This is a genomic window from Nitrosospira sp. Is2, from assembly GCF_033095785.1.
Classification (GTDB): domain Bacteria; phylum Pseudomonadota; class Gammaproteobacteria; order Burkholderiales; family Nitrosomonadaceae; genus Nitrosospira.
On record NZ_CP137134.1, the window covers coordinates 1,778,786 to 1,805,391 of the forward strand.

At 57.3% G+C, this 26,606-nt stretch carries 20 protein-coding genes; 12 read left to right on the forward strand and 8 right to left on the reverse strand.

The annotated features are described in order from the left end of the window. The first annotated feature begins 58 nt into the window (after window positions 1–58). Complete coding sequence (locus R5L00_RS07935; RefSeq protein WP_107694514.1) at window positions 59–2,206, forward strand: RelA/SpoT family protein; 2,148 nt, start codon at window positions 59–61, stop codon at window positions 2,204–2,206. A gap of 93 nt (window positions 2,207–2,299) precedes the next feature. Here R5L00_RS07935 and metH read toward each other — a convergent pair whose 3' ends face one another. Beyond that, on the reverse strand, window positions 2,300–6,034 hold the full coding sequence (gene metH / locus R5L00_RS07940) for a methionine synthase (RefSeq protein WP_317654095.1): 3,735 nt from the start codon (window positions 6,032–6,034) through the stop codon (window positions 2,300–2,302). A 395-nt stretch (window positions 6,035–6,429) separates the two neighbouring features. Between metH and R5L00_RS07945 the strand changes: the two genes are divergently transcribed. Together R5L00_RS07945 and metK are read left to right on the forward strand one after the other, a co-directional pair. Then, window positions 6,430–9,546 (forward strand): cation-transporting P-type ATPase, encoded by a 3,117-nt coding sequence (locus R5L00_RS07945; protein ID WP_317654096.1) that lies wholly within the window; start codon window positions 6,430–6,432, stop codon window positions 9,544–9,546. Between the two features lie 18 nt (window positions 9,547–9,564). Beyond that, window positions 9,565–10,737, forward strand: coding sequence for a methionine adenosyltransferase (metK, locus tag R5L00_RS07950; RefSeq protein WP_258192703.1), 1,173 nt, complete (start codon window positions 9,565–9,567; stop codon window positions 10,735–10,737). An 85-nt stretch (window positions 10,738–10,822) separates the two neighbouring features. Here the strand turns inward: metK and R5L00_RS07955 are convergent, their stop codons facing one another. The 5 genes from R5L00_RS07955 to R5L00_RS07975 form a co-directional block, all read right to left on the reverse strand. Continuing rightward, window positions 10,823–11,185, reverse strand: a complete 363-nt coding sequence (locus R5L00_RS07955; RefSeq protein ID WP_107694517.1) for an HMA2 domain-containing protein — start codon at window positions 11,183–11,185, stop codon at window positions 10,823–10,825. An 82-nt stretch (window positions 11,186–11,267) separates the two neighbouring features. Then, on the reverse strand, window positions 11,268–12,257 hold the full coding sequence (locus tag R5L00_RS07960) for a magnesium transporter (protein WP_317650508.1): 990 nt from the start codon (window positions 12,255–12,257) through the stop codon (window positions 11,268–11,270). Between the two features lie 145 nt (window positions 12,258–12,402). Further along, the gene (locus R5L00_RS07965) at window positions 12,403–13,287 is read right to left on the reverse strand and encodes a hypothetical protein (RefSeq protein WP_317650510.1); all 885 of its coding nucleotides are present in this window, start codon (window positions 13,285–13,287) and stop codon (window positions 12,403–12,405) included. Between the two features lie 283 nt (window positions 13,288–13,570). Then, window positions 13,571–14,074 carry a hypothetical protein gene (locus R5L00_RS07970; protein ID WP_317650512.1) on the reverse strand — a complete coding sequence of 168 codons (504 nt, stop codon included), beginning with the start codon at window positions 14,072–14,074 and terminating at the stop codon, window positions 13,571–13,573. Then, entirely contained in the window at window positions 14,071–14,508 is a 438-nt protein-coding gene (locus tag R5L00_RS07975; RefSeq protein ID WP_107694521.1) for a DUF5132 domain-containing protein, read from the reverse strand. Before R5L00_RS07975 ends, R5L00_RS07970 begins: the two co-directional genes overlap by 4 nt. A 539-nt stretch (window positions 14,509–15,047) precedes the next feature. On the opposite strand from R5L00_RS07975, the gene R5L00_RS07980 reads away from it, so the two are divergent. Continuing rightward, window positions 15,048–16,253, forward strand: a complete 1,206-nt coding sequence (locus tag R5L00_RS07980; protein ID WP_181320599.1) for a DUF445 domain-containing protein — start codon at window positions 15,048–15,050, stop codon at window positions 16,251–16,253. Between the two features lie 76 nt (window positions 16,254–16,329). On the opposite strand, the gene R5L00_RS07985 is transcribed toward R5L00_RS07980, so the two are convergent. Both R5L00_RS07985 and R5L00_RS07990 read right to left on the reverse strand, forming a co-directional pair. After that, the gene (locus tag R5L00_RS07985; protein WP_317650515.1) at window positions 16,330–17,850 is read right to left on the reverse strand and encodes a YifB family Mg chelatase-like AAA ATPase; all 1,521 of its coding nucleotides are present in this window, start codon (window positions 17,848–17,850) and stop codon (window positions 16,330–16,332) included. 117 nt (window positions 17,851–17,967) lie between these two features. After that, window positions 17,968–18,270 (reverse strand): accessory factor UbiK family protein, encoded by a 303-nt coding sequence (locus tag R5L00_RS07990; protein WP_107694558.1) that lies wholly within the window; start codon window positions 18,268–18,270, stop codon window positions 17,968–17,970. 104 nt (window positions 18,271–18,374) lie between these two features. On the opposite strand from R5L00_RS07990, the gene R5L00_RS07995 reads away from it, so the two are divergent. The 8 genes from R5L00_RS07995 (at window position 18,375) to purH (ending at window position 26,597) form a co-directional block, all read left to right on the forward strand. Next, window positions 18,375–19,394 (forward strand): aminoglycoside phosphotransferase family protein, encoded by a 1,020-nt coding sequence (locus tag R5L00_RS07995; RefSeq protein WP_107694525.1) that lies wholly within the window; start codon window positions 18,375–18,377, stop codon window positions 19,392–19,394. 13 nt (window positions 19,395–19,407) lie between these two features. Next, window positions 19,408–20,163: an N-acetylmuramate alpha-1-phosphate uridylyltransferase MurU gene (gene murU / locus R5L00_RS08000; RefSeq protein ID WP_258192704.1), complete on the forward strand. Its 756-nt coding sequence runs from the start codon at window positions 19,408–19,410 to the stop codon at window positions 20,161–20,163. A 109-nt stretch (window positions 20,164–20,272) separates the two neighbouring features. Beyond that, complete coding sequence (pepP, locus tag R5L00_RS08005; RefSeq protein WP_317650521.1) at window positions 20,273–21,592, forward strand: Xaa-Pro aminopeptidase; 1,320 nt, start codon at window positions 20,273–20,275, stop codon at window positions 21,590–21,592. Next, entirely contained in the window at window positions 21,589–21,975 is a 387-nt protein-coding gene (locus R5L00_RS08010; RefSeq protein ID WP_258192705.1) for a hypothetical protein, read from the forward strand. The genes pepP and R5L00_RS08010 overlap by 4 nt, the downstream gene beginning before the upstream one ends. A 52-nt stretch (window positions 21,976–22,027) precedes the next feature. Next, window positions 22,028–23,311, forward strand: coding sequence for an FAD-dependent monooxygenase (locus R5L00_RS08015; protein ID WP_107694562.1), 1,284 nt, complete (start codon window positions 22,028–22,030; stop codon window positions 23,309–23,311). A gap of 365 nt (window positions 23,312–23,676) precedes the next feature. After that, window positions 23,677–24,690, forward strand: coding sequence for a tRNA dihydrouridine synthase DusB (dusB, locus tag R5L00_RS08020; RefSeq protein ID WP_107694526.1), 1,014 nt, complete (start codon window positions 23,677–23,679; stop codon window positions 24,688–24,690). Then, window positions 24,687–24,929: a helix-turn-helix domain-containing protein gene (locus tag R5L00_RS08025; protein ID WP_107694527.1), complete on the forward strand. Its 243-nt coding sequence runs from the start codon at window positions 24,687–24,689 to the stop codon at window positions 24,927–24,929. The genes dusB and R5L00_RS08025 overlap by 4 nt, the downstream gene beginning before the upstream one ends. Before the next feature lie 108 nt (window positions 24,930–25,037). Beyond that, a complete protein-coding gene (purH, locus tag R5L00_RS08030) occupies window positions 25,038–26,597 on the forward strand; it encodes a bifunctional phosphoribosylaminoimidazolecarboxamide formyltransferase/IMP cyclohydrolase (RefSeq protein ID WP_317650528.1) in 1,560 nt (519 codons plus the stop codon). Window positions 26,598–26,606: the final 9 nt, after the last annotated feature.

Sequence of the window (26,606 nt, forward strand, 5' to 3'; positions counted from 1 at the left end):
TCATGAGGACAACTGCGTTCTAGGAACTATACCCGGGTAAGACTTGAAGGAAATCACGATGCGAACACCAGGTTTGCCGAGTTCCTCCGATACTTTGCCCGAGGCAAGTTTCCTTTTTAGCGAACTGTCCAGCTATCTCAAGCGCGAGGACGTTTCCGAGCTTCAGAACGCCTATCTCTTCAGTCAAAGCGCCCATTCCGGGCAATTTCGCAAATCCGGCGAACCCTACATCTCTCACCCGCTGGCCGTCGCCAGCATACTCGGCAAGTTACGCCTTGATACCCAGACATTAGCCGCAGCGCTGCTTCATGACGTCATGGAGGATACTCACGTCTCTAAGGCCGAGATCAGTGATCGATTTGGCAAACCAGTCGCGGAACTGGTTGACGGCGTATCGAAGCTTGACAAGATCGAGTTTCAAACCCATGCGGATGCCCAGGCGGAAAACTTCCGCAAGATGCTTCTTGCGATGGCGCGCGATGTTCGGGTCATCCTCATCAAACTCGCCGATCGGCTGCATAACATGCGGACACTTGAGGCAATGCGTCCCGAAAAACGCCGCCGCATCGCGCGCGAGACCATGGAAATCTATGCTCCAATAGCGAATCGCCTCGGGCTCAACAATATCTATCACGAACTGCAGGATCTCAGCTTCCGCTATCTTTTTCCCACACGCTACAGGGTTCTGGCCAACGCAACCAAGGCGGCACGCGGGAATCGCCGCGAAATGGTCACGAAGATTCTTGACGCGATCAAGCAGCGCTTGAAAACATCCGGCCTTGACGCGGAGGTAAGCGGGCGCGAAAAACAGCTTTACAGTATCTATAAGAAGATGGCGGAGAAGCACCTCACGTTCTCCGAAGTTCTCGATATCTATGGCTTTCGAGTGATCGTCAAAGACGTGCCCTCTTGTTACATCGCGTTGGGCGCGTTACACAGTCTTTACAATCCGATCCCCGGGAAATTCAAAGACTACATTGCCATTCCCAAGGCAAATGGCTACCAGTCATTGCACAGCACGCTGTGGGGGCCCTATGGCACGCCGATCGAAGTGCAGATTCGCACGCCGGAAATGCATAGGATCGCTGAGGCGGGGGTTGCCTCGCACTGGCTGTATAAGAGTACCGACGCAGATCTGAACGATTTGCATATGAAGACCCATCAGTGGCTGCAAAGCCTGCTGGAAACGCTCAGCGACTCGACTGATTCCCTGGAGTTCCTGGAACACCTTAAAGTTGATCTGTTTCCTGGGGAGGTTTACGTATTTACGCCCCAAGGCAAGATATTGGCGTTGCCTAAAGATTCCACGGCCGTTGACTTCGCCTATGCGGTCCATACCGATATCGGGGACTGCTGTGTGGCCGCAAAAATAAATGGCGAGAGCGCGCCATTGCGCACCGTTCTCAGGAGCGGCGACCGGGTGGAGATCGTAACCGCGTCCCATGCGAAACCCAATCCCGCTTGGCTGAATTACGTGGTTACCGGGAAGGCCCGGTCGCATATCCGCCGTTTTCTTAAAACGATGCAATATGAAGAATCCGCCAGGCTGGGAGAACGTTTGCTCAACCAGGCACTAGGTTCGCTAAAGATAGATCTGCAAACCATCACTGCAGCGCAATGGGAGAAACTGGCCCGCGACAGCGGGGCAAAATCGAAGAAAGACTTGCTGGCCGACATGGGGTTGGGCAAGCACCTGCCCGCGGTTGTCGCGAGACGACTGATCATGCCCGGGGAATCAGCTGCTGGCGCGAGCGGGTCTGCCGACGTCATCACCATACTTGGCACCGAAGGTATGGCAGTGCAATTCGCCAAGTGTTGCCGGCCGATTCCGGAAGATCCCGTTGTCGGCTTCATCAAGAAGGATCAGGGGCTTGTGATACACACCCATGATTGTCCAGCAGTTTTGAAAAACAGGGGTAATTCCGATAACTGGCTGGACGTAGCCTGGGGCAAGGATATAAACAGGCAGTTCGAGGTAAGCATCAAGCTGATGGTCGCCAATCAGCGCGGCGTATTGGCAAGGGTCGCTGCCGCAATCGCCGAGGCTGGCTCCAATATCGACAACGTCGGCATGGAAGGTGATGGCGCGTACACAACCATGACTTTTATGTTACAGGTTCGTAATCGTCATCATCTGGCTCAAGTGATGCGAAACTTGAGGCGTACTTCCGAAGTCGCGAAAATCAGCCGGGTCAAAGGTAATTGAGGCTGACTGAAGCTGACTCGCGCTGACTCGCTTGATCCCCACTGTTTGCTGCAGGGGAGGCAGGCTCTGACTATGTTTCGATAACCTCTGCTATCAGCTCCGTTCATAAGCCAGGACTGGCGCCAGCCATTTTTCCGTTTCTTCCACTGTCCAGCTCTTCCGCCGGGCGTAGTCTTCCACCTGGTCCTTGCCTATTTTCCCGATCGCGAAGTAGTCCGCTTCGGGGTGAGCAAAATAAAAACCCGATACCGCCGCGGTCGGCACCATGGCGTAGGATTCGGTTATGATAATGCCGGCGTTTTCCGGCGCCTTCAGCAGTTCGAATAATGGCCCCTTCTCGGTGTGGTCCGGGCAGGCGGGATAACCGGGAGCAGGGCGGATGCCGCGATACTCTTCCGCGACGAGCTGTTCGGTGCTCAGGTCTTCATCTTTGGCAAAACCCCAAAACTCCCGCCGTATCCGCCAGTGCATGTGCTCGGCGAAAGCCTCAGCCAGGCGATCGGCCAGCGCTTTCAGGATAATCGCGCTGTAATCGTCATGTGCCTCCTCAAACGCTTTTATCCGCGCGTCGATGCCGAGCCCGGCAGTAACGGCAAACGCCCCGATCGTATCCCGGATACCCGTTTCCTTGGGCGCGACGAAATCTGCCAGGCACAGATTAGGGCGTCCGGGAGGCTTCGTGGTCTGCTGCCGCAAGTTGTGAAATGTCATTGCCAACCGCGTACGCGCCTTATCCGCATAGATTTCTATATCGTCGCCATCGACCATGTTTGCCGGGAAAATGCCGAACACGGCATTGGCGGAAAGCCACTTTTGTTCGACGATCTTCTTCAGCATGGCCTGCGCATCGCGGTAGAGCGTAGTGGCCGCCTCACCGACGACCTCGTCTTGCAGAATCGCGGGAAAGCGCCCCGACAATTCCCAAGCCTGAAAGAATGGCGTCCAGTCTATGAACGGGACGATCCTTTCGAGGGGATAATTTTTCAAGGACCTCACGCCGATAAAATCGGGCTCGGGCGGCGTGTACGAGGTCCAATCCGTCTTGAACGCGTTTGCACGTGCCTGCGCGATGGATAGCATCGGCGCCGGTCCTTTCTTGTTTTTATGCTGGGTGCGAACCCTCTCGTACTCAACCTGAATTTCCCGGACGTACTCCGTCCGTAAATCGTCTGACAGCAGGTTGCTGCATACGCTCACGGCCCGGCTTGCATCCGGCACCCACACCGTCACGCCGCTATAATGCGGTGCCACTTTCACTGCCGTATGTACGCGAGAAGTGGTGGCGCCACCGATCAGCAGCGGAATCGTGAAGCCCTCGCGCTCCATTTCCTTCGCCACGTGCGCCATTTCTTCCAGCGAAGGCGTGATCAGGCCCGAAAGCCCGATCATATCCGCGTTCTCTCGCCTGGCCATATCCAGTATCTGGGCGGAAGGCACCATCACGCCCATATTGACGACCTCATAATTGTTGCACTGGAGCACCACGGTAACGATATTCTTGCCGATATCGTGCACATCGCCCTTGACCGTCGCGATCACGATTTTGCCCTTGGCCCTTGAATCGCCCGATAATTGCTTTTCCGCCTCGATGTACGGCAGCAGGTGTGCCACGGCCTGTTTCATTACCCGGGCGGACTTGACTACCTGAGGCAGAAACATCTTGCCCGAGCCAAACAGGTCGCCGACCACGTTCATCCCGTTCATGAGCGGGCCCTCGATCACCTGAATCGGCCGTCCGCCTTGCTCGGCTATTTCCAGCCTCGCCGCCTCGGTATCCTCCACAATATAGGTAGTGATGCCCCTTACCAGCGCATGCGTCAGGCGCTGCTGTACCGGCTCATTCCGCCACGAGAGATCTTCCGTGTTCTCCTTGCTTTTTCCCTTGAAACTTTCGGCGAATTCGACCAGACGCTCGGTAGGTGTTGCATCTCCGCCTTCCTTGGGCGAGCGGTTGAGCAGCACGTCCTCCACCCGCTCCAGCAAATCTTTGGGAATATCGGAGTAGACGCCCAGTTGCCCCGCGTTAACGATGCCCATGGTCATGCCCGCGCGCACCGCGTGGTAGAGAAACGCGCTATGGATCGCTTCCCGCACCGGTTCATTACCACGGAACGAGAATGATACATTGGATACCCCCCCGCTTACCTTGGCGTAGGGAAGCGTTTGCTTGATCAAGCGGGTGGCTTCGATGAAATCCACGCCATAATTGTTGTGTTCCTCGATGCCTGTGGCGACCGCGAAAATGTTCGGATCAAAAATGATGTCCTCAGGAGGGAAACCGACCTGATCGACCAGAAAGCGGTAGCAACGCGTACAAATGTCCACCTTGCGTTGCAGCGTGTCGGCTTGGCCGGATTCGTCGAATGCCATCACAATGACTGCCGCGCCGTAGCGACGGGCGAGTTTGGCATGCTCTAGGAACTCCGCTTCGCCTTCTTTCAAGCTGATCGAGTTGATGATCGCCTTGCCCTGCACGCATTTCAGTCCCGCGTCGATTACGGACCACTTGCTTGAATCGATCATCACGGGTACGCGGCTGATATCCGGTTCGGCGGCCAGCAGGTTCAGGAAGGTGACCATCGCCTTCTGCGAATCGAGCATCGCCTCGTCCATATTGATATCGATGATCTGCGCGCCGTTTTCCACCTGGTTGCGGGCGACGCTCAGCGCTTCCGCATAATTATTGTTCAGGATCAATCGGGAAAACGCTTTCGACCCCGTGACGTTGGTTCGCTCGCCGACGTTTACGAACAGCGAATCATCTCCGATGTTGAGAGGCTCAAGGCCGGAAAGGCGCAACTTTTTTGGAATATCAGGCAGGGGCCGAGGTGCAATACCGTTTACCGCATCCGCGATGGCCTTAATGTGCGCGGGTGTAGTGCCGCAGCAGCCGCCGACAATATTCACAAAGCCGGATTGCGCAAATTCCTTGATCAGGCTGGCGGTATATTCCGGCGATTCATCATAGCCTGTCTCGGCCAGGGGGTTGGGTAGCCCGGCGTTAGGATGGGCGCTTACGTATATACCCGAGACACGCGAGAGTTCTTCGATGTAGGGGCGCATCAGTTCAGCCCCAAGCGCACAATTGAGCCCCACCGACAACGGGCGGGCATGGCTCACGGAGTTCCAGAAGGCTTCCGGTGTTTGTCCGGACAGCGTACGCCCGGACGCGTCGGTGATGGTCGCAGAAATCATCACGGGAACACGCACGCCCTGATCCACGAAAAACTGGTCTATGGCAAACAGCGCAGCCTTGGCATTTAGCGTATCAAATATGGTTTCGACAAGGAGGATATCCGCTCCACCGTCGATCAGGCCGCGAATACTTTCCGTATAGTCGGTCACCAGTTGATCGAAGGTGATGCCGCGAAACCCAGGGTCGTTAACATCCGGAGAGATCGAAGCGGTTTTGGTGGTGGGCCCCAAAACGCCAGCCACAAAACGTGGCTTCTCCGGCATGCGTGCTTCGATGGCAACGGCCGCTTCCTTCGCCAGTTTTACCCCGGCAAAATTAAGCTCGTACACCAGATCCTGCATGTGGTAATCCGCCATCGACGCAGCGTTGGAATTAAACGTATTGGTCTCGACGATGTCCGCTCCAGCCTCGAGATAAGCCTCGTGGATGGAACGGATGACCTGCGGCTGGGTAAGCGTAAGAAGGTCGTTATTTCCCCGGAGATCGTATGGAAAATCGGCAAAGCGTGCGCCACGGTAGTCCGCTTCGTTGAGCTTGTGGCTCTGGATCATGGTTCCCATGGCTCCATCGAGCAACACGATGCGGCTTGCAAGAAGGCTTTTTAGCAATTCGGTACGGGGATTTTCATTCATCGCAAACGATAGGTTTCAGGTGGAGCCTGATTCTACCATGGCCCTATCCGTATTTTCCCCTGGGTGCAAGGACATAGAGCAGTGTATGGGACTCCAGGGCTCCAGGCGCTACGCCCAGCTGAAGTGGGAAAGAGGCCATCGTAAAATCCTTCAGCAACCAGGCGTTTCCAGTCCGCGCCAGACTTAACTCCGGAAACGGGCAGAAAATAACAGGAAAATGCCTTGATTCGGGCCTGATCTTGACCTACAAAGTAGATGGAGGCTTCCATGGGCTTGAACAGCCGGCTTCGTCGCATCTTTGAATAGTCGCTCGCTGCCAGGACAACGAGAGGATGGTTGGTCTAGCATCCGCGCTCAAACTGTCACATAACGTTGATGATCCTCCTGCTAAGAAAATGACCATCCTCTCCGATCCTTTGAAGCGTGGCGAAGCTTTGAGGCTGCCGGTGGCGGAAGCTGAGCATCCCGTTCGAGTGCGTATTGTTCACGCGGAGGTAAAGGGTCGCGCCAGGCTTAAAGTCAAAGGCTTGTATCGCTGCGAGCCAGTCAGGCTCAGGATCGAGTCCGCGTTGGTACGCGACGCCGGGGTTAGACAGGTGAGCGCAAACGTTCTCACCGGCCGCGTATTGGTTGTTTTCGATCCCACGCGGACTGTTGAAGAAATCACTGTCCTGGTAGAAGCGCTGCTAGCCGCGGGACCTGCTGCAGCCGAGCAAAATACGGCTGCGAATATTCACCCGCTGCGTCCTTCGCAATTGGCGGTCTCTGCTAACGCCGGTCCGGCTTCTGTGCAAGACCGGGTGTCCTGGCACGCATTATCTCGCGGCGCGGTGCTAACAGCATTGGAAACTTCAAAGGATCGTGGGCTTAGCCAGGCCGCGGCGCAACGGAAACTGCGGCGCTTCGGACCCAACAGCTTGCCAGAGAGCCGACCTCGCTCGGGGTTGAGTATTTTTCTGGGGCAGTTCAAAAGCCTTCCGGTTGTTTTACTGGGAGCGTCGGCGGTGCTTTCCGCGGCGACGGGGGGGCTTGCCGATGCGGTGGTGATCCTTGGGGTCGTGATGATCAACGCGGGCACTGGCTATGTTACCGAAGCGCAGGCGGAGCGAACGATTAATGCGCTGGGACACATCCACCAACAGAACGCCAGCGTGATCCGTGACGGCCGTTTGGTCAAAGTGGAGGTTGAAGCCCTGGTGCCCGGCGATGTCCTGGTTCTGGTACCGGGGACCCGAGTAGCTGCCGACGGGAGAGTGCTGGAGTCGCGCAGCCTGATGGTGGACGAGTCTGCGCTTACCGGAGAAAGCTTGCCGGTTATCAAGCGGGTGGAGACCCTGGACCAGACCGATGTGCCGCTGGGGGATCGGTTCAACATGGTGTACAAGGGCACGGCCGTCACGGGGGGCAGTGGTCTGGCAGTGGTGGTGGGGACTGGCCGGTACACCGAAATCGGCGCCGTCCAGTTGCTCGTTGGCGAAACCCGGTCGCCGGAAACCCCGATGCAGACGCAGCTTGACGCGCTTGGCAATCAAATGGTGCTGCTATCCGCTGGCATCTGCGGAGTCGTGTTTTTGATCGGGCTCACGCGTGGATACGGCTGGCTACAAATGCTGAAGACATCGGTATCCCTTGCAGTTGCGGCAGTGCCGGAAGGCCTGCCCACCGTGGCGACGACCACTCTGGCGCTGGGCATCCGCAACATGCGCCGCCATCATGTGCTGGTGCGGCATCTGGACGCTGTGGAGACTTTAGGCGCCATGCAGGTGATCTGCCTGGACAAGACCGGTACGCTTACCCTCAACCGAATGACCGTGCTGGCAGTGCACTGTGGCGGACGTCACATCACGCTCGCAAACGATATATTTCGCGACGGGGGCGTGAGAATGGACCCCGCCCAGAGTGATGAATTGCTGCGCCTGGCGCATGTGGCAGTCCTGTGCAACGAAACGGAGGTGAATGGCTCGGAAGGCGGGTATGAGCTCAAGGGCTCGGCCACTGAAAGTGCGCTGGTGCATCTCGCCATTGCCGCTGGCGTTCCAGTGGACGAGCTCCGACGGCAGTATCCACGATTGCGCGTGGAATACCGTACCGAGAATCAGAACTACATGCGCACCGTGCATGCGGTGAAAGGAGACGGAATGTTGATCGCCGTCAAGGGCAGTCCAATCGAAGTGCTGGAGATGTGTAACTGGTGGATCAAGGATGGAGTCCGCCTCCCGCTTACGGAAACAGATCGCGCCGCTATACGCATCGAAAATGATCGCATGGCTGCGGAAGCTCTGCGCGTGTTGGGATTTGCCTATGCGGAACTGGCGCAAGCCGATCAACCGGCCGCAGAAGAGCTCGTCTGGCTTGGATTGACCGGTATGGCGGACCCTTTGCGGGAGGGCGTCAGGGAGCTTATCGCTTTATTTCATCAAGCGGGGATAGATACGGTAATGATCACGGGCGATCAGAGCGCAACCGCCTACGCCATCGGTAAGGAGCTTGGACTGTCCCGCAGCGGGGAACTGGATATTCTCGATTCCACCAGACTTGAGCAACTGGATCAGGAGGTTCTCACCGGCCTCGCGCAGAAGGTTAATATCTTCTCCCGGGTCAGTCCCGCGAACAAACTCCAGATAATACAGGCGTTGCAACGAGGCGGCAAAGTCGCCGCCATGACGGGGGACGGAATAAACGACGGGCCGGCGCTCAGAGCCGCCGACATCGGCGTGGCGATGGGTGAAACCGGCACGGATGTCGCCCGGAGTGTTTCTGACGTAGTACTGGAGGACGATAATCTGCACACGATGATCGTCGCGATCTCGGAAGGTCGCACGATCTACAACAATATTCGCAAGTCAGTCCATTTTCTCACCGCTACCAATCTCTCCGAGATCATGGTGATGCTCGGTTCCATCGGAAGCGGGCTCGGCACTCCGCTTACCACCATGCAGTTGTTGTGGATTAATCTGGTGACCGACATTTTTCCGGCCCTGGCGCTTGCCGTCGAGCCGCCCGAGCCAGACATTTTATGCCGGCCGCCAAGAGATCCGCGGGAACCTATCATAGGACCCGCCGACTTCAAGCGCTACGGGTTCGAATCGCTCACTATAACCGCAGGGTCGATGGCCAGTTACGGCTATGCGATTGCACGTTATGGGGTCGGGCCGCAGGCTGGCTCAGCTGCCTTCATGACCCTGACCTTGGCGCAACTGTTGCATGCCTATAGTTGCCGTTCCGACCGCAACAGCATTTACGGCCGTGAAACGCTACAGTCCAATTCCTACCTTAATATGGCGGTTGGCGCAACCGCGGCATTGCAATTGGCGGCCGTGGCTGTACCGGGACTTAGAAGCCTGCTGGGGACCGCCATGCCGCGCCCCATGGATGTGGCAGTGATAACCGCGGGGTCAGGATTGCCCTTTCTACTGAACGAAGCGACCAAAGGGCGCCCTTCCAACCCCGCCAACCCTAGGGGACGGTTGCAGGCGCTTTCGCCTTCCTCCGGCGACACTGCAGGGGTCTAGGTCATGAAGCAGGATTTCATGTTCAGCTCTGAATCCGTGACTGATGGCCACCCGGATAAGCTCTGCGATCAAGTGAGTGATGCGCTTATCGATCGCTTTCTCCAGCAGGATCCCTTTTCGAAGGTCGTGGTGGAGTGCGCAGTGTCCAAGGGAATATTATTTATCGCTGCACGCTTCGCTTCCCTGGCCTCGGTTGACATTCCAGACGTGGCTCGACAGGTCATCGGTCAGATCGGCTACGAGCATGAGGATTTCAACGCGAAGGACTGCACTGTCATGACGAGTTTGATGGAACTACCGGTAACGCCCTACCCGAAACTGGATGAGCGCAAGATGAATGAGGAAGAGGTGGAAGCCGTAACCGCCAAGAACCAGGGCAATGTATTCGGTTTTGCTTGCAACCAGACCGCAGCCCTGATGCCGCTGCCCATCTGGCTCTCGCATAAACTTGCACGCCGGCTTGCAGCGGCACGTTTGCAGAAGCAGTTGGCCTATCTCGCTCCCGACGGAAAGACACAGGTGGGCGTGGAATACCGTGATGGCCAGCCTTACCGCATTCACTCGGTGACCCTGGTGTCGAGTCAGCGGAGCGACACTCCGAGGGGAGTTCGGTCGTTGCGCGACGACCTCTACGAAAATGTGATCGAACCGGCATTCCTGGGCGAGAAAGTGCGCCCCGACGCACATACTCATGTTTTCATCAATCCGGACGGACCCATTATCGACGGAGGGCCGGCGCTGCACTCTGGGTTAACGGGGCGCAAGAATGCCATTGATACTTATGGCGAATACTCCCGTCAGTCCGAGTCGGCACTATCAGGTAAGGACCCGTCCCGGATCGACCGGGGCGGCGCCTATGCAGCCCGTTACGCCGCAAAGAACGTGGTCGCGGCTGGCCTCGCGCAAGCTTGCGAGGTACATCTCGCGTATTCGATAGGGATTGCCAGGCCAGTCAGCGTGCAAGTCGACTGCTTCGGTACCGGTCGCATTCCCGACGAGGAAATCGCGGCCCGCGTTCAGGCCCATTTCGATTTCCGCCCGGCCGGAATCATCCGCGCATTCAACTTGCGCTATCAACCCCAGGTGGTTCGCGGAGGCTTCTACCGCCGACTAGCGGTATACGGTCATGTGGGACGAATGGATGTTGGGCTGCCGTGGGAGCGGACCGATAAGACGGCGTTACTGATTTAGAGGGTCTAATGGGTTGGACCCTGTGCGCTACCATGTCATGTTCGCGCACTCATGCTTCGGACCGACCCCGTTAAAATCCTGATTATTAGATCAGCGCTGCGACAAGAGCTGTGGCCGACCGTTCCAGGGCGGCCTCGACCAGTTTTTGCACGAAGGTGTCTGTCACCTTTTGCATGGGGTGGACTTCATAAGAGACATTGTGAGCGATATGCTCCACATTCCGAATATACCCTTGGTCGTGCAGGTTGTTCAGGATTGCGGTAGAGCTTACCACGCCCGCATCGTACTTGATCACAATGCTGCCCGTGATTATGCTGACGTCAGTCTCCAGAACGCCGTGCATTCCCTCCAGGCAGAGCTTCAATTGCCGGGCCCGGGATGAGTTCTTCTTTAGCGCCGCAGTCTTTATGCGCAACCGGCCGGGTACGTGGTGAACATAAAAAGCCATGTATTTGCCCTCCATTAGGATATCGTGTCCTTACGATGGCATTTAACCAGCTCTTTGTTACAGCTTGATTAAATATGGGGGGTTATAAAACGATCAGGCTGACGGTGAAATAGTAGACAACGAGGGTGAGAACGTTCTGAAAGATGGTGGCAAGCGGACCGCTGCCGAAGGCGGGGTCTTTGCCCAAACGGAAGAATGTCCACGGAAACAGAAAGCCAATGCTTGTGGCGACGGACCCGGCCGCGAGCAACGCCAGTGAAACCGCCAATGCCAGGCGGACATCGCCGAATATGAGCCAGACGACCGGGAAGGTTAGCGCGCCGAGGGTAAGGCCGATGATTAATCCAGTTCGCAGTTCTCCGGCTATCATCGTACCCACGGGCGCATCGCTCAGGGAAAGACCGCGCACGGCGATCGCCTCGGTTTGGGTTCCGACTGCGTCCGCCAGGTAAACAAGGCCCGGCACAAAGAACGCGATCATCACCTGCGACTGCAGCGCGTGTTCGAATCGCGTCATCACGTAGGTCGCCAGCATACTGCCCATCAGCCCCACCAACAGCCATGGCAGCCTGTCCCTCGCGCGGCGTATCGGGGACGATTCCATTGCCGTGCGGGCTTGCAGATTGTAATGGCGAATGCCGGTGAAGCGGTTCAGATCTTCTATGTGTTCGTGGCGCAGAATTTCCAGCAATGCTTGTGGCGGCACCACGCCTAGCAGGCGTTGCTGCTCGTCTACCACTGGTACAGCGGCAAGCCCATTGACGATGGCACGGGATGCAACCGTTTCCTGATCCGTCTCGGCGTACGCGGTTGGGAAAGGTCTGCGCAAAATATCGCGTAAACAGTGGTGGGGTGCCGCCGCGAGCAGCCGGGGTAGAGGCACCATTCCTATCAACGTGTTTGTCCTGTCAATTACATAAATCGTGTCGGCGTAGTCAAAGTTATTGCCCGGCAATCTGGCCAGAACCGAAGTGACAGTTTCGTCCGGACTACCCGTTGGCACCTGCCTGACCAAGGGGCTGGCGGCGGTTTCGCGTGTGGCTATCGGCAGATCCGAGTGAGGGGTTTCCATTACCGCTGGTAGCCGTCGTCATGGGCTCACTGTAACAATCCGAGGCAGCCTTTTACCCAGCCATACGATCGGGCATAATCCCCGGCCATCAATGCCGCCCGCAGGGAATACCGGGGCGAGCCTGTGCGCCGCCCCGGGCAACATATTACATCGGAGGAGGAGGCGTACGGTCGGCTTCTAAGGGCTTGCGATCCGGCGGGGCGACACGATCTTCGTATTCCGAAGACCTGGGCAGCGCCGCGTTTGCAACATCTTTAACGCCGGTTACAACACTAAGAAGAATGTCGCGCACGTTGGCCACTGCCGTGGTCCCGATCCCTCCGACCGCGTCCGCTGCTCCGCCGGCCACCGCCCTAACGGTTTCAATTACGTTACCACCCGTCTCGCTAGTTGCCTCGGCTACGCCGTCCACAGTTCGCTTCGCCACCATCAATGTGTCGCCCCCTACCGCAGCCGTGCCATTCACTGCGGCCCTGGCAGTCTCTGTGGCCGCCGCGATGACGTCTCCACCCACATCGGAAACGCCCAATACGACACCCTTCGCGACGCTCTTGGTGGTAACCACCAACCCCGTCCCGACATCATCGGTCGCTGCCAGCGCGCCTTTGACCACATCCCTGGTAATGTTGACCGCTTCCGCACCGACTGCACCGGTCGCTCTTATCGAGTTTGACACGGTGTTGCGTACCAGGCTGACGATTTCAGTTTCCATTTCATCGATGCCGCGCAGACTGGCAGCAATCCCCGTTTTCACGGTAGTGCCTGCCGCCCCCATATCCCGTGCGGCGCGAGACTCGGCCGTCGAACCGATGCGCTCTTCCTCTGGTTCGCGGGCCCGAGCTTCTCTGTCGCGGTGTTCTCTGTCGCGGGCTTCTCTCTCTCGGGCTTCTTTATCGAGGTATTCTTTATCGCGATTCTCTTCGCTCCGGGCGCGTATTTCACCCTGTTCGGCGGCGCGAATTTCTTCGTTGCTCGGCGTTTCGTCCCCCGTGGTTGGTCCGCTGGGTTTTCCTGTTTGAGATTTCGCCATTTCGAGTACCTCCTGTTGTCATTGCGGCAAATTACGTTCGAGTGCATCTACCTTGAAGAGGACGCGTTGGCCGCGTTTCTTTTATACGATTGTCGGTTTTATATCACCTTTCCCATTGGCATAAGAGCGTCGGGGCTAGAGGAGCTTGAAGCAAGTTGCCCTCCTGATGTTTATGCTGAGCAGGGTTTACTTAGACCGATGAACCATCGGTATGCTTCGGCTTTAACCGGCTTTAACCGGCGTTGCCCAGTGTTTCCAGCTGCCGGGCCGCTCTCGTTTCACCTCAACCCAGTTCCGGGTTGCTAACACCATTTTCCTGAGTCACGAGATATGCATACCAGAACGCGGCTATTGCCGGGACTGCGATATTGCCTTCTATGGCTTGAGCAATACCGAGCCCCACCCAGCCCATAATAATCAGCGGACGTAAACTCGCGCGGTTGTTCCGAGTTGCTTTCGGCTTAGGTCTGGAGGCTTTGCGGGTCGGAGTTGCGTTTGCAGCAACCGATGGAACCGCGAAAGCCGCGGTGCCCGCTTCGGGCGCTTCTGTGGCGAGCTGAAACAGCCCCTGCTCCGCAGCGTGTTGCAAAGCAGAGGGCTCGTCTGGGCGGTGGTGAACCACCACGCTGCCTGTCCGGCAGTTTGTCTCCACCGCCACAACGCCGGGACTTTCGCTCAACGCTTTTTCCACCGCGTCGAAATACCCCTCGTCCCCCCGCCTTTCTTCTATCTTGAGGCGTTTTCTGCCCGGCAGGGCATGCGCCACTCGTGCCAGCGGAGCCATCACGCAGCCGGAGTTCCAGACCCACCTTCTTGGCCGGCATTACCGGCTTGGCCAGGCTGCGCCCCGGGGGCAACGGCCGGGGTTGCCCGGTCCGGTTCGCTAGACTGGGCAGAGGCGGCTCCACTAGCCGGGCGGTGTCCTGTATTACTGTCCTTACCCGTCTGGGTGCCGCTGGTTGTCACAGCTGCAGCGCCACCCGCCCCCGTCTCAGCGTCCAGTTCTACCTTTGCCTCCGCGACCAGGTCATCAACCGTCTCGCTCAATTCTGCAAACGATTCGCGTCCTCTCTCATAAGCGGTGATGCTGGTCTTTATGATCGACTTGGTAAGGGGCTTTACAATGCGTGCGAGCATGGGCAGCAGGATGGGTGCCAGCAGCGTTGCACCAACCCCGGCCGCGAGTCCGGTCACAATATTGCTTTTGAATTCTGAAGCCATGGCTCACCCTCCTTTCTTTGCTTGCCAAATAATATTTATAGGGGAAATGCGTCGGAATACAAGTTTTGTAATAAAAAATTCATATTCAAGGGCTTGGAACAGTTAGAGCTCCAGCAAATATTGACGAGGCATAACTTTTAGTCTTTGGCGGTCAGCGGTTTCTGTCCCTTTTGTCAGCTAGTCGGTCATCAAACGGACAGCATTGGCATGCTATATGTTGTTATGGTTGAACATCAGAGCCCGACCTGTATCAGGAGCTTTGTTCGCCAATTTACGCCCACGCCCTCCTACGTCGGCATTGAAAAGTACAATATTTCGAATACTGCCGCCTATACTGCAACAAAACTGCAACATTACAGTACGGCACAAAGGTCTTGACGATGCGGATTGCTACCGTGTACTTTCGAATCGGATAGAGAAAAAGCCCATACGCAGCAAGTTGGTTTTGAAACTTTTTTGCCTTCAACCGGACATAGCTCCTCGGTTCGACTAACTTCAAGCGACCCAAGCCCATGGAGTCATCCCCCGCGGGAAACCGGATGCAGCGCCTCGCGACCGGCATGCTCATCACGATGCTCGTCATTCTGGTTCTCACCAACGTGTTTCTCTCACTCCACCCGTCGGTTGGATATCTGCGCGCTTTCGCCGAGGCGGCCGTCGTGGGTGCCATGGCCGACTGGTTCGCGGTGACCGCCTTATTCCGCGAGCCGCTCGGCCTGCCGATTCCCCACACGGCGATTGTTCCCCGCAATAAGGAACGCATCGGTGAGGCATTAGGCCGCTTTGTCGAGCATAATTTCGCTTCCCCGGAAGTGGTCTCGTCCAAATTGGCGGGCGTGGACATGTGCGGCAGGCTGGCCCGCTGGCTGTCCGACCCCGAGCGCACCGAGGCAATCGCAAGTCACGTAACCCGTCTAATTCCGCAACTGCTGGATTCGGTTGATGACCATGACGTGAAGCGCTTCGTCTCGGGTGGCTTGGCGCATGGGGCCCAGCGAATCGATCTTGGGCCACTGCTCGGGGAAGTGGTGGCAATGCTTACCGCCGAAAAGCGGCACCAGGTATTGCTCGACAAGTTGTTACGTGAAGCTGACGAGTACATTACCGCGAACGAACCCCGCATTCGCGGGCGCGTACGCGAGAATACCGCCTGGCTGTGGCAACGGCTTGCGATGGATGAGAAAGTAGCGGACGGTGTCATGGCCGTGCTGCGGGAAGCTTTCGCGGAGATTGGGCGGGATTCCTCGCATCCGCTTCGTGTCAGACTCGACCAGGCCATCGAGAAGCTGGCATCTGAACTGGCTACTTCGCCAGAGTATCGCGAGGAGATTGTCCTGCACACGCGCAGGCTCTTGGATCATCCGGCACTGCGCGACTATGCTGCAGGCGTGTGGCGCGATATCCGCCGCACCCTGCGAGAGGATGCCTTAAGCGCAGATTCGGTGCTGAAATCCTGGCTGCGGGAGATGATCGAAGCCGGTACCCAGGCGTTGCTTCGCAAAGACGAACTGCGCGGTCGAGTTAATGGATGGATGCATGAAGTAGTGGTGGAGGTAGTGCAGTCTCATCAACATGACGTAGGCGTGCTTATCGCGGATACCGTACGCGGTTGGGACACCGAAACGGTAACCACGCGGATCGAGCGGCAGGTGGGTGAAGATCTTCAATATATCCGTATTAACGGGACCTTGATCGGCGGGTTGGTGGGGCTCGCTATCTATAGCGTGTCACGCGCCTTCGGCTAAGCTTGCAATAACGAGATGACTTAAAGTCATGAAGCCGATGGTCCTGGGCATGCTGCGAGCAACCTGTGCGTCTCAGCTAGTTTTTATCCAGCTTGCGGTATTGCACCGCTTCCGCGATGTGCAAACTCCTGATGCCATCGCTTTCCGCCAGATCCGCAATGGTTCTCGCCACTTTAAGGACGCGATGATAGGCTCGGGCGGAGAGATTCAGCCGGCTGATGGCTTGCCTGAGCAGGCTTTCCCCCGCGTTATCCGTCACGCAGTATTTATCGATGTCCGTCACCGTCAGCCCGGCGTTGGTTTTGCCTTGTCGTGCCAGTTGCCGCTGGTGTGCTCTCTCGACCCGTTCCCTGATCGTGTCGCTTGAGTCGCCGTGAGCCTGGCGCATTAAATCATCCTCGGACGCGGCGGGAACTTCGATCTGGATGTCGATGCGATCGAGCAGCGGGCCCGAGATCCTGCCCCGGTAACGCGCTACCTGATCGGGGTTGCAACGGCACTTTCCGCTGTAATGCCCGAGATAACCGCAAGGGCACGGATTCATGGCGGCAATCAACTGGAACCGGGCGGGAAAGTCGGCCTGACGGGCCGCGCGTGATATGGTGATGCGCCCCGATTCGAGGGGTTCGCGTAATACTTCCAGTACTTTTCGGTCAAATTCCGGTAGCTCATCCAGGAACAATACACCGTTCATTGCCAGGGAAATTTCGCCGGGACGCGGATTGCTCCCGCCGCCCACCAGGGCAACGCCCGAAGCGGTATGGTGCGGCGCCCGGTAAGGGCGGCGTTTCCAGTTAGTCGCATTGAAACCCCCGCTCCCCAGGGATTGCATGGCCGCCGATTCGAGCGCTTCATCTTCGGTCATGGATGGCAGGATGCCGGGAAAACGCGCGGCAAGCATGGATTTGCCGGTGCCCGGCGGCCCCATCATTAACAGGCTATGACCGCCCGCCGCTGCGATCTCAAGGGCACGTTTTGCATGATTCTGTCCTTTGACCTCTTCCATGCCGGGGTAGGGTGATATCCCCGTCTCTGTATTGCTATTTCTTTCCGTCCCATCCTGGCTGAGATAGCGCTGCATCGGCTCACGCCCGGCGAGGTGGGCGCAAATCTCGAGCAATGATGTCGCCGCATAAACCACGGCTTCCTTGACGAGCGCCGCCTCGGCGGCGTTTTGCCGCGGGAGCACGAAACTGCGCCCGGAGCGGGCTGCGCGGTACGTCATCGCCAACGCTCCGCGTATCGCGCGCAGTTCTCCCGTCAGGGCGAGTTCGCCAGCCCATTCGTATTGGTCGAGCTTGTCAGAAGGGATTTGCCCGGTTGCTGCCAGAATGCCTAACGCGATGGGCAGGTCGAAGCGCCCGCTCTCCTTGGGCAAGTCGGCGGGGGCAAGGTTGACCGTAATGCGGCGCGCGGGGAATTCAAACTGCGCATTCTGCAGCGCCGCACGCACCCGGTCCTTGCTTTCCTTCACTTCCGCTTCAGGCAGGCCCACGATGGTAAAGCTGGGCAGGCCATTGGCAATATGCGCTTCCACTGTGACCAGTGGAGCTTCCATGCCGGAAATAGCACGGCTATACAGAATCGCTAGCGGCACCGGAAATTCTCAGCCATCCAACTCCACACCAACAAAATGTGGAACACATGCGCGGGGAACACTATTTGCCGCACAAGGCACGCAACAGCTGCGTCGAGTTATTTCCGGAGATCAAACTTATTCCGTTTCCGACAGATCATCCAGCGTCTCAGGCGGAACATCCAGCGTGTCGCCCAAGCTATCAGATTTCGAAGCGGCTTCCAGGGCAGCAACTCGTGTTTCTAATGCCGTCAGTAACTCGCGCGTGCGCTTCAGCACCTCCTGCTGCACTTCAAACTCTTCCCGCGTCACCAGATCCAGGCGAGTGAATATTCCCCCGAGCATAACCCGAAGGTTTTTCTCCACATCCTTCACCGGGCTCTGCGCCAGCAGTTCGTTTACCTTGGTTACAACTTCATCCACCATTTTTTGGTTGAGCATGATGTCCTCCGATGATTTCTGCTCCGTCATCCGGTCGGATGAGGAGTGATGCATGCATGTTAAAATCTCATACTTCGGCCAAATAGGCAATCAGCGGAATTATTATGGAACGATTCGTCCTTCTGGAACATTGGCTCAAGACGCAGTTGCCCGATAAGGATTTCACATTGTCGCCTGCTTCCGCAGATGCGAGTTTCCGCCGTTACTTCCGGGTAACGCTCGGCGACGGGACATTAATCGCGATGGATGCGCCGCCACCACAGGAAGATTGCGGCCCTTTTCTGCACGTGGCCGGATTATTCGCCGAGGCAGGCGCGCATGTGCCGGAGATAGTGGCGCAGGATGTGGCGCAAGGTTTTCTATTGCTGTCCGATCTCGGCAGCACTACCTATATGCAGGTGCTGAACGAAAGTTCTGAAGATCCTGCCGATCTGGCCAGTGAACTGTATGGCGATGCAGTGGCCGCATTGCTTAAGATCCAGCTCGCAAGCCGAGCCGGGGTATTGCCGGATTACCACGAGGCGCTGCTATTGCGGGAATTGCGGCTGTTTCCTGACTGGTACCTGGACAGGCATTTACAGATCAGCCTCGGTGGAAACCAGCAAGCGGAACTTAATGGAATATTCGAGCTGATTGTGCGAAACAACCTGGCTCAACCGAAAGTGTTCGTGCATCGCGATTACCACTCGCGCAACCTGATGGTGACCAGTCCCAACCCAGGCATTCTCGATTTTCAGGACGCCGTTTTTGGCCCGATTACCTACGATCTCGTATCGCTATTCAAGGACGCGTACATACGCTGGGACGAGGAGCGGGTACTGGACTGGCTCATCCGGTATTGGGAACAGGCGCGAAAACTCAGGCTGCCGGTCGCGCAAGACTTCCCGGATTTTTTCCGCGATTTTGAATGGATGGGGGTACAGCGCCATCTCAAGGTGTTGGGAATATTCGCTCGCCTCAATTATCGCGACGGCAAAAGCGCCTATCTCGACGATATGCCGCTGGTGGAGGATTATCTGCGCAAGGCTTGCGAACGCTACAGGGAACTTAATCCGCTGCTGACGCTGCTGGATGAGTGGGAGGTTCAGAAGCCGCAGGAATCAAAAGTCGGCTACACGTTCTGATATGCGTTCTGATATGGTCCGGTCCAGATTCAAGGCCATGATTCTGGCGGCAGGACGCGGCGAGCGCATGCGTCCCCTCACCGATGTCTTGCCCAAACCGCTGCTGCGCGCGGGCGGCAAGGCGTTGATCGAATATCATCTTGAAAATCTTGCGCGTGCCGGCTTTCGCGAAATCGTCATCAATCACGCTCATCTGGGGCATCTTATCGAAACTGCGTTGGGCGACGGCGAACATTATGGGGTCAGCATCCGCTATTCCCATGAGCCGGTTGCGCTGGAAACCGCTGGCGGAATCGCCAAGGCGCTACCCATCATCATGGATCAAAATCAAGCTGCGGGGCACGTCCAAGCCAGGCCGTTTTTGACGATTAACGCCGATATTTATTGTGAAATGGATTTTTGCATCCTGGTGCCCGTGCTGGAGCGAATGGATGCCAACCCCGACATGGACTTGGCGCATCTTGTACTCGTCGATAACCCGGATCACCATCCGGACGGCGATTTTGCCCTGGACGGCGGGCGCGTGGCGCTTTCAGGAGGGAACACCCTCACCTTCAGTGGCATCGGTATCTATCAGCCCAAATTATTCCAAGGTATCCCACCCGGTTCCGTGTCGAAGCTCGCGCCATTGCTGGGGCAGGCGATTTCCAGTGGAAAAGTGGGCGGAGAGCATTACCGGGGAACATGGACCGACGTCGGCACGCCAGAGCGTTTACGACAGATCGATCTTTGGCTAAGTACAGCCAGCTCTCCGGTCGCGCCCTCATAGCACAGCGCTCGCCTGCCCGAGATGTGTCTGCTCACGAACACTCATTCAATCGCTTCCTCGCACAACATTTGTTTTGCGTTATACCGCAAATACTGTAAAAATCTTTCCCATGATCCCCATCAAGTCCTTCCGGGAACGGCGCCATTCTCTGGCATCCCAAATGCAGGCAGGTGTTGCAATAGTTCCTACGGCACCTGAGCAGGTCCGGAACCGGGATGCGCATTTTCCATATCGCTTCGACAGCTATTTTTATTATCTGACGGGTTTTCGCGAGCCGGAGGCGGTGCTTGTGATCGTGGCGGACGCAGAGAAGGGTCTGTCAAAACACATTCTGTTCTGCCGTGAAAAGGATACCGAGCGGGAAATCTGGGATGGTTTCCGCTATGGCCCCGAAGCGGCGCGGGAAGCATTCGAATTCGACGAGGCGTACCCCATCGCCAAGCTGGACGAGATGTTGCCCCGACTGCTGGTGGACCAGCCTGCCGTGTACTGCGCATTAGGCAATGATGGGGCGTGGGACGGGCGCTTGATCGGTTGGGTCAACCGGGTGCGGCAGCAATCCCGCGGGGGTGTGGCCGCGCCCGCGGTCATTCGCGATATCCGCCTTTTGCTGGACGAAATGCGGCTCTTTAAAAGCCAGGAAGAGTTGCAAGTGATGCGCCACGCAGCCCGAATTTCTGCTGACGCTCATAGGCGTGCAATGTGTAGCGCCCAGCCGGGCATGAGGGAGTATGAGGTGGAGGCCGAACTGTTGCACGAGTTCCGGCGCCATGGCGCAGAGGCCCCGGCCTACACGCCGATCGTCGCCGGTGGCGCTAACGCGTGCATACTCCACTACGTGGAGAACAATGCCAGGCTCGCGCCAGGTGATCTGCTGCTGATAGATGCGGGCTGCGAACTGAACGGTTACGCCGCGGACATCACGCGCACATTTCCAGTGGATGGTAAATTCAGCCCGGCCCAAAAGGATCTCTATCAGCTGGTGCTGGCGGCGCAAGCGGCCGCGATCAGCGAAGTGCTCCCGGGAAATTCCTGGGACGCGCCTCATATCGCGGCGGTGCGGGTGTTGGCGCAAGGTTTCGTGGATTTAGGGCTTTGTGCCGGCAGCGTGGATGAGGTCATGGAGTCCGAAGACTACAAGCGGTTTTACATGCACCGCACCGGGCACTGGTTGGGGCTGGATGTGCATGATGCGGGGGAATACAAGCAGGACGGCGCATGGCGGCCATTGCAGCCGGGCATGACGTTGACGGTGGAGCCTGGGTGTTATGTCCGCCCGGCGGAAAACGTTCCCCAGCATTTCTGGAACATCGGCGTGCGCATCGAAGATGATGTGGCTGTCACCGGGACCGGATGCGAAGTGCTGACGTCAACTGCTCCAAAAACCGTCGCGGAGATCGAGGGCCTGATGCAGCACCGGGAGGCATGATGGGCGACCACGATAACCACGACAACCGGATAATCGTAAGACGAGTCATCCGAAACGGGGAGACGGGCGCCACGGAGGAAGAGATTTTTCGCGCTTCCCAGCCTGGTCCGGCAGCGCGCTGGCTCACGTACCTGCTCATTGTTCCGGTGTTGATCATCATGGTGGTGTTGGGTATTTTCTTTTTTACCGCATTTCTTGCCTTGTTCGCGGTTGCCGCCGTTGGTTTTGGCTTCCGGTTGTGGTGGTTGCGCCGCAAGTTGCGAGAATCCATGCAAGCGTCTGAGGCGGAATACCACGTAATCGAAGATGCGGAAATAGTCGAGGAAACAAAAAGCAAGCCAAACAACAAGGGGGGCGAAGCGAATACACATGGGCGGCAATAAGATGACCACCAGGCGTGATCGGAAGCAAGGCAGCAGGCATGCTGAATCTCGTATGACGAACGACCATCATTCCAATTTCGACGTTATCATCATCGGCGGCGGGCCGGTGGGCATGGCGTTGGCCCTGGCTTTACGCGACAGCGATACCTCTGTGCTCCTGCTGGAGGCGAGGGGACTGCCGGCTAAAACGGAAGATTCGCGTCCATTGGCGTTGTCCCACGGCAGTCGTCTCATTCTGCAACGTTTGGGTGTATGGCAGGCATTGCCCGACGTCACGCCTATTACGACCATTCATATTTCCAACCGGGGCGGTTTTGGCCGAACCGTATTGACTGCGGCCGAGATTGGCGTGCCGGCATTGGGCTACGTGATGAACCATCATGATGTGTTTCGCGCGATGCATGAGGCACTGGACGAGTGCAATGTCGACTACGTGACGGGCGCGCAAGTTACGCGGCTGGAAACCGGCCCCGCGATGGGCCAGGTTGAGTTTGAGCACGACGGTGCCGAAAAAAAAGCGACAGCGCGGCTCCTTGTACTGGCCGATGGCGGTCGGCTTACTGCGCAAATTGAAGGTGTGACGCAACACGTGCACGACTACGAGCAATGGGCGGTCGTGGCGCGGGTCAGAACCGAGCGTTTTGCCTACTCTGCGGTAACCCCTTCGGGGCCGTCATTATTGACGGCTGTTCGCGGCATGACAACACGCTTGCCGCGCAAAATGAGCTCTGGTAGCAAACGCTCCGCACGGACTCAGCCTGGCGTGGCTTATGAGCGCTTCACTCCGGACGGTCCCGTGGCATTGTTGCCTTCCGGTAAATATTTTGCCCTGGTATGGACTGTTTCTCCTGCAGCCGCCGAGGAAATCCTTGCGTTGGATGACAGCGCCTTTCTCGCCCGTTTGCATAGCCACTTCGGCGACCGTCTGGGCAGATTTATCGAAACGGGAAAACGGTCCAGTTTTCCTCTGTCGCTAAAATACGCTACCCCCGTTACATCCCGGCGCGCGGTATTGGTAGGCAACGCGGCCCAAACCCTGCACCCTGTCGCGGGACAGGGATTCAACCTTGGTCTGAGGGACGCGTGGGAACTCGCGGAAGAAATCATCGATTCCCCCCCTGATATCGGTAGCCTCGCCATGCTCGCGCGATATCGCGATAAGCGCCGCCTCGATAGTGGCGGAGGGAGAATGTTCACCGATTCTCTGGTAAAACTTTTTTCCAATGACGACCTTGTGCTGGGCAGCGTGCGCAGCCTGGGATTAGGCGCGCTCGACTGTCTCCCGCCCGTCAAGCGTTTTGTCGCACGTCGCATGATGTTCGGCGCGAGAGGCTGAACCGCCAGGGCGGTAGCGGCGTCCAACATGTCTTGCCTGAGCTGGACGCCTTGGCTTTGAGTCCGAAAAGCTTCTTGCTTGGGGAGTATTGCTTAAAGTAAACGACAGTTATTGTCGAGCTGTAAAATGTTACATCTATCCTTCGATGTGTCGTAGATATACGCTACCCGCAGGTTTTTTTTTACGCAACGAACGCCGCCTTCAACGGCCGGAGTTACCTGTTTCAGGGTAAGGTTGTACGCTAGTTGCTGCTATTAGGCCTCCGCCGGAGGCCTGTTTCAGAAGCCTTTGCGGTTTCCTGTTAAAATGGTGTTGTTTTATCCCCGCCCAGCTTGCCGCGGCTGGCGTTTCCGTTAAACTAGATTATGCAGATCGGTTCCCACATTCTCAAAAACAATCTTATCGTTGCCCCCATGGCAGGGGTGACCGATCGTCCTTTCCGGCAGTTGTGCAAGAGCATGGGCGCCGGCATGGCTGTGTCTGAAATGGTATCGAGCAACTCGCTGCTGTGGGGATCGGAGAAGACGCGTCGCCGCGCAAATCACGAAGGCGAAGTGGATCCGATCTCAGTGCAGATCGCGGGCGCGGACCCGGCGATGATGGCTGAAGCGGCTCGCTACAACGTTGCGCAGGGCGCGCAGATCATCGATATCAATATGGGTTGTCCCGCCAAGAAAATTTGCAACGTGATGGCCGGTTCCGCATTATTGCAGGATCAGCCGCTGGTTGGCCGGATCCTCGATGCTGTAGTCGGGGCGGTAGACGTGCCTGTCACCCTGAAGATACGTACCGGGTGGGACACGCAGCATAGAAACGCGCTTGCCGTGGCGCGCATCGCCGAGAGCGCGGGAATCCAGGTGCTGGCGATTCATGGCCGTACTCGTGCTTGCGCTTATGCGGGACACGCGGAGTACGACACCATCGCCGCGGTAAAAGCCGCGGTGAAAATCCCCGTCATCGCCAATGGCGATATCACTACGCCCGAGAAAGCCAAGCACGTGCTCGAATACACCAGGGCCGATGCGATCATGATCGGCCGCGCCGCCCAGGGGCGACCGTGGATATTCCGGGAGATCAGCCATTATCTGGCAACCGGCGAGCATCTTCCGCTGCCGGAAGTGGCCGAGATTCACCGCGTGCTCATCAACCATCTGCAGGACCTCTACTCTTTTTACGGCGAGTATTCCGGCGTGCGCATCGCCCGCAAGCACATCTCCTGGTACACCAAGGGGCTGGTCGGTTCCGCCTCGTTCCGCCACGCCATGAACCAGTTGCAAAGCACGGACCAGCAATTGGCGGCCGTAAACGAATTTTTCAGCCAGCTCGCCGGTTATGGGCGGCAGTTGACTTATGTTGAGGCTGAGGAGCTGGCAGCATGAGTATAATTAACGAAAACGATATCGCCCGTTGCGTGCGTAAGGCGGTGGAAGATTATTTCAATGATTTGGACGGCGAAAAGCCTCATGCCATTCACGATATGGTCATACGCAGCGTGGAAAAGCCGCTCATCGAGCTGGTGATGAATTATGCCGGGGGCAATCAGACCCGCGCAGCCGAATTGCTCGGCATCAACCGCAACACGCTCCGCAATAAAATGAAGCAGTATCAGATCAAATAGGCCAATAGCCTCTGCGCGATTGAATCGCGCGGCGTATGAATCCGAGCTAATCAGCCATGCCAGCCATTTCCGCCATTCCGGTCCGCCAGCCCTGCCAGCCAATTCTTGATGTCCATTAAAAAAGCCCTCATCAGTGTTTCCGACAAAACCGGCATTGTCGAATTTGCGCGCGAGCTAAGCCATCTCGGCGTAGCGATTCTCTCCACCGGCGGCACTGCCAAGCTCTTAAAGGATGCCGGCCTGGAGGTGACCGAAGTCGGCGACTACACCGGTTTTACGGAAATGCTCGATGGACGGGTCAAAACCCTGCATCCGAAAATACACGCCGGGATTCTGGCGCGAAAAGACCTCCCCGAGCACATGGCGGCCATCGAAAAGGCTGCCATCCCAACCATCGAGTTGGTGGTGGTGAATCTTTATCCCTTTACGCAAACCGTGGCTCGCCTCGATTTCACGTTCGACGAAGCCATCGAGAATATCGATATTGGCGGCCCGGCCATGGTTCGCGCCGCGGCAAAGAACTACAGGAGCGTCGGTGTCGTCACCGATCCGGCAGACTATGCCCCGGTATTGACCGAGATCAAGTCATCCGGCGCGGTTTCCCCGGAGTACCGCTTCCGCCTGGCCTGCAAGGCATTCTCGCATACCGCCGCTTACGACAGCGCCATCAGCAATTACCTCACTTCGCTGGAAGGCGAAGGCGGAGAGCGCCAGGCATTTCCCGAGCGGCTTAATCTCAATTTCAATATTGCCCAGGATTTGCGGTACGGCGAAAACCCCCATCAGCAGGCTGCCTTCTACCGCGAGCGGGAACCCGCGGCGGGAAGCCTTGCGAGCTATACGCAGTTGCAGGGCAAGGAACTCTCATACAACAATATCGCCGATGCGGATGCCGCGTGGGAATGCGTCAAAACCTTTGAGTTGCCCGCCTGCGTCATCATCAAGCATGCCAACCCCTGTGGCGTGGCTGTATCCGATACGCCGCTGGCCGCATACAAGCTCGCTTTTGCCACCGATCCCACCTCCGCTTTCGGCGGCATCATCGCTTTCAACCGTGTGCTGGACGGCCCGGCAGCGGAGGCAGTGAGCAAGCAATTCGTCGAAGTGATCATCGCCCCGCAACTCACCAGCGAGGCCCAGCAGATACTCGCCCGCAAAACCAACGTACGTGTGCTGACCGTGCCTTTCCAGACCGGTAGCAACGCCTTTGACTTCAAGCGCGTGGGCGGGGGGCTGCTGGTACAGACACCGGATACGCTTAATGTCACAGCCGCGCAACTGAAAGTTGTGACCAAGGCGCAGCCGACGCCGCAGCAACTTCAGGATTTGCTGTTTGCGTGGCGCGTGGCAAAATTCGTGAAATCCAATGCCATCGTGTTTTGCGCTAACGGTCAGACGCTCGGCGTGGGGGCGGGGCAGATGAGCCGGGTGGATAGCGCCCGCATCGCCTCCATTAAAGCGCAGAATGCCGGACTTAGTCTCGCCGGTTCAGCGGTCGCCTCGGACGCGTTCTTCCCTTTTCGCGATGGGCTGGATATCGTCGTTCAGGCGGGAGCCGCCTCGGTCATCCAGCCTGGTGGCAGCGTGCGCGACGAAGAAGTTATAGCTGCCGCGGATGAGCAGGGAGTGGCGATTGTGTTCACCGGCGTACGCCATTTCAGGCACTGAATTTAGATA

Coding starts and splice junctions, on each gene's coding strand:
- R5L00_RS07935 (WP_107694514.1), top strand. CDS start 59: ATGCGAACACCAGGTTTGCCGAGTTCCTCCGATACTTTGCCCGAGGCA.
- metH (WP_317654095.1), bottom strand. CDS start 6,034: ATGAATGAAAATCCCCGTACCGAATTGCTAAAAAGCCTTCTTGCAAGC.
- R5L00_RS07945 (WP_317654096.1), top strand. CDS start 6,430: ATGACCATCCTCTCCGATCCTTTGAAGCGTGGCGAAGCTTTGAGGCTG.
- metK (WP_258192703.1), top strand. CDS start 9,565: ATGTTCAGCTCTGAATCCGTGACTGATGGCCACCCGGATAAGCTCTGC.
- R5L00_RS07955 (WP_107694517.1), bottom strand. CDS start 11,185: ATGGCTTTTTATGTTCACCACGTACCCGGCCGGTTGCGCATAAAGACT.
- R5L00_RS07960 (WP_317650508.1), bottom strand. CDS start 12,257: ATGGAAACCCCTCACTCGGATCTGCCGATAGCCACACGCGAAACCGCC.
- R5L00_RS07965 (WP_317650510.1), bottom strand. CDS start 13,287: ATGGCGAAATCTCAAACAGGAAAACCCAGCGGACCAACCACGGGGGAC.
- R5L00_RS07975 (WP_107694521.1), bottom strand. CDS start 14,508: ATGGCTTCAGAATTCAAAAGCAATATTGTGACCGGACTCGCGGCCGGG.
- R5L00_RS07980 (WP_181320599.1), top strand. CDS start 15,048: ATGCAGCGCCTCGCGACCGGCATGCTCATCACGATGCTCGTCATTCTG.
- R5L00_RS07990 (WP_107694558.1), bottom strand. CDS start 18,270: ATGCTCAACCAAAAAATGGTGGATGAAGTTGTAACCAAGGTAAACGAA.
- R5L00_RS07995 (WP_107694525.1), top strand. CDS start 18,375: ATGGAACGATTCGTCCTTCTGGAACATTGGCTCAAGACGCAGTTGCCC.
- murU (WP_258192704.1), top strand. CDS start 19,408: ATGGTCCGGTCCAGATTCAAGGCCATGATTCTGGCGGCAGGACGCGGC.
- pepP (WP_317650521.1), top strand. CDS start 20,273: ATGATCCCCATCAAGTCCTTCCGGGAACGGCGCCATTCTCTGGCATCC.
- R5L00_RS08010 (WP_258192705.1), top strand. CDS start 21,589: ATGATGGGCGACCACGATAACCACGACAACCGGATAATCGTAAGACGA.
- R5L00_RS08015 (WP_107694562.1), top strand. CDS start 22,028: ATGACGAACGACCATCATTCCAATTTCGACGTTATCATCATCGGCGGC.
- dusB (WP_107694526.1), top strand. CDS start 23,677: ATGCAGATCGGTTCCCACATTCTCAAAAACAATCTTATCGTTGCCCCC.
- R5L00_RS08025 (WP_107694527.1), top strand. CDS start 24,687: ATGAGTATAATTAACGAAAACGATATCGCCCGTTGCGTGCGTAAGGCG.
- purH (WP_317650528.1), top strand. CDS start 25,038: ATGTCCATTAAAAAAGCCCTCATCAGTGTTTCCGACAAAACCGGCATT.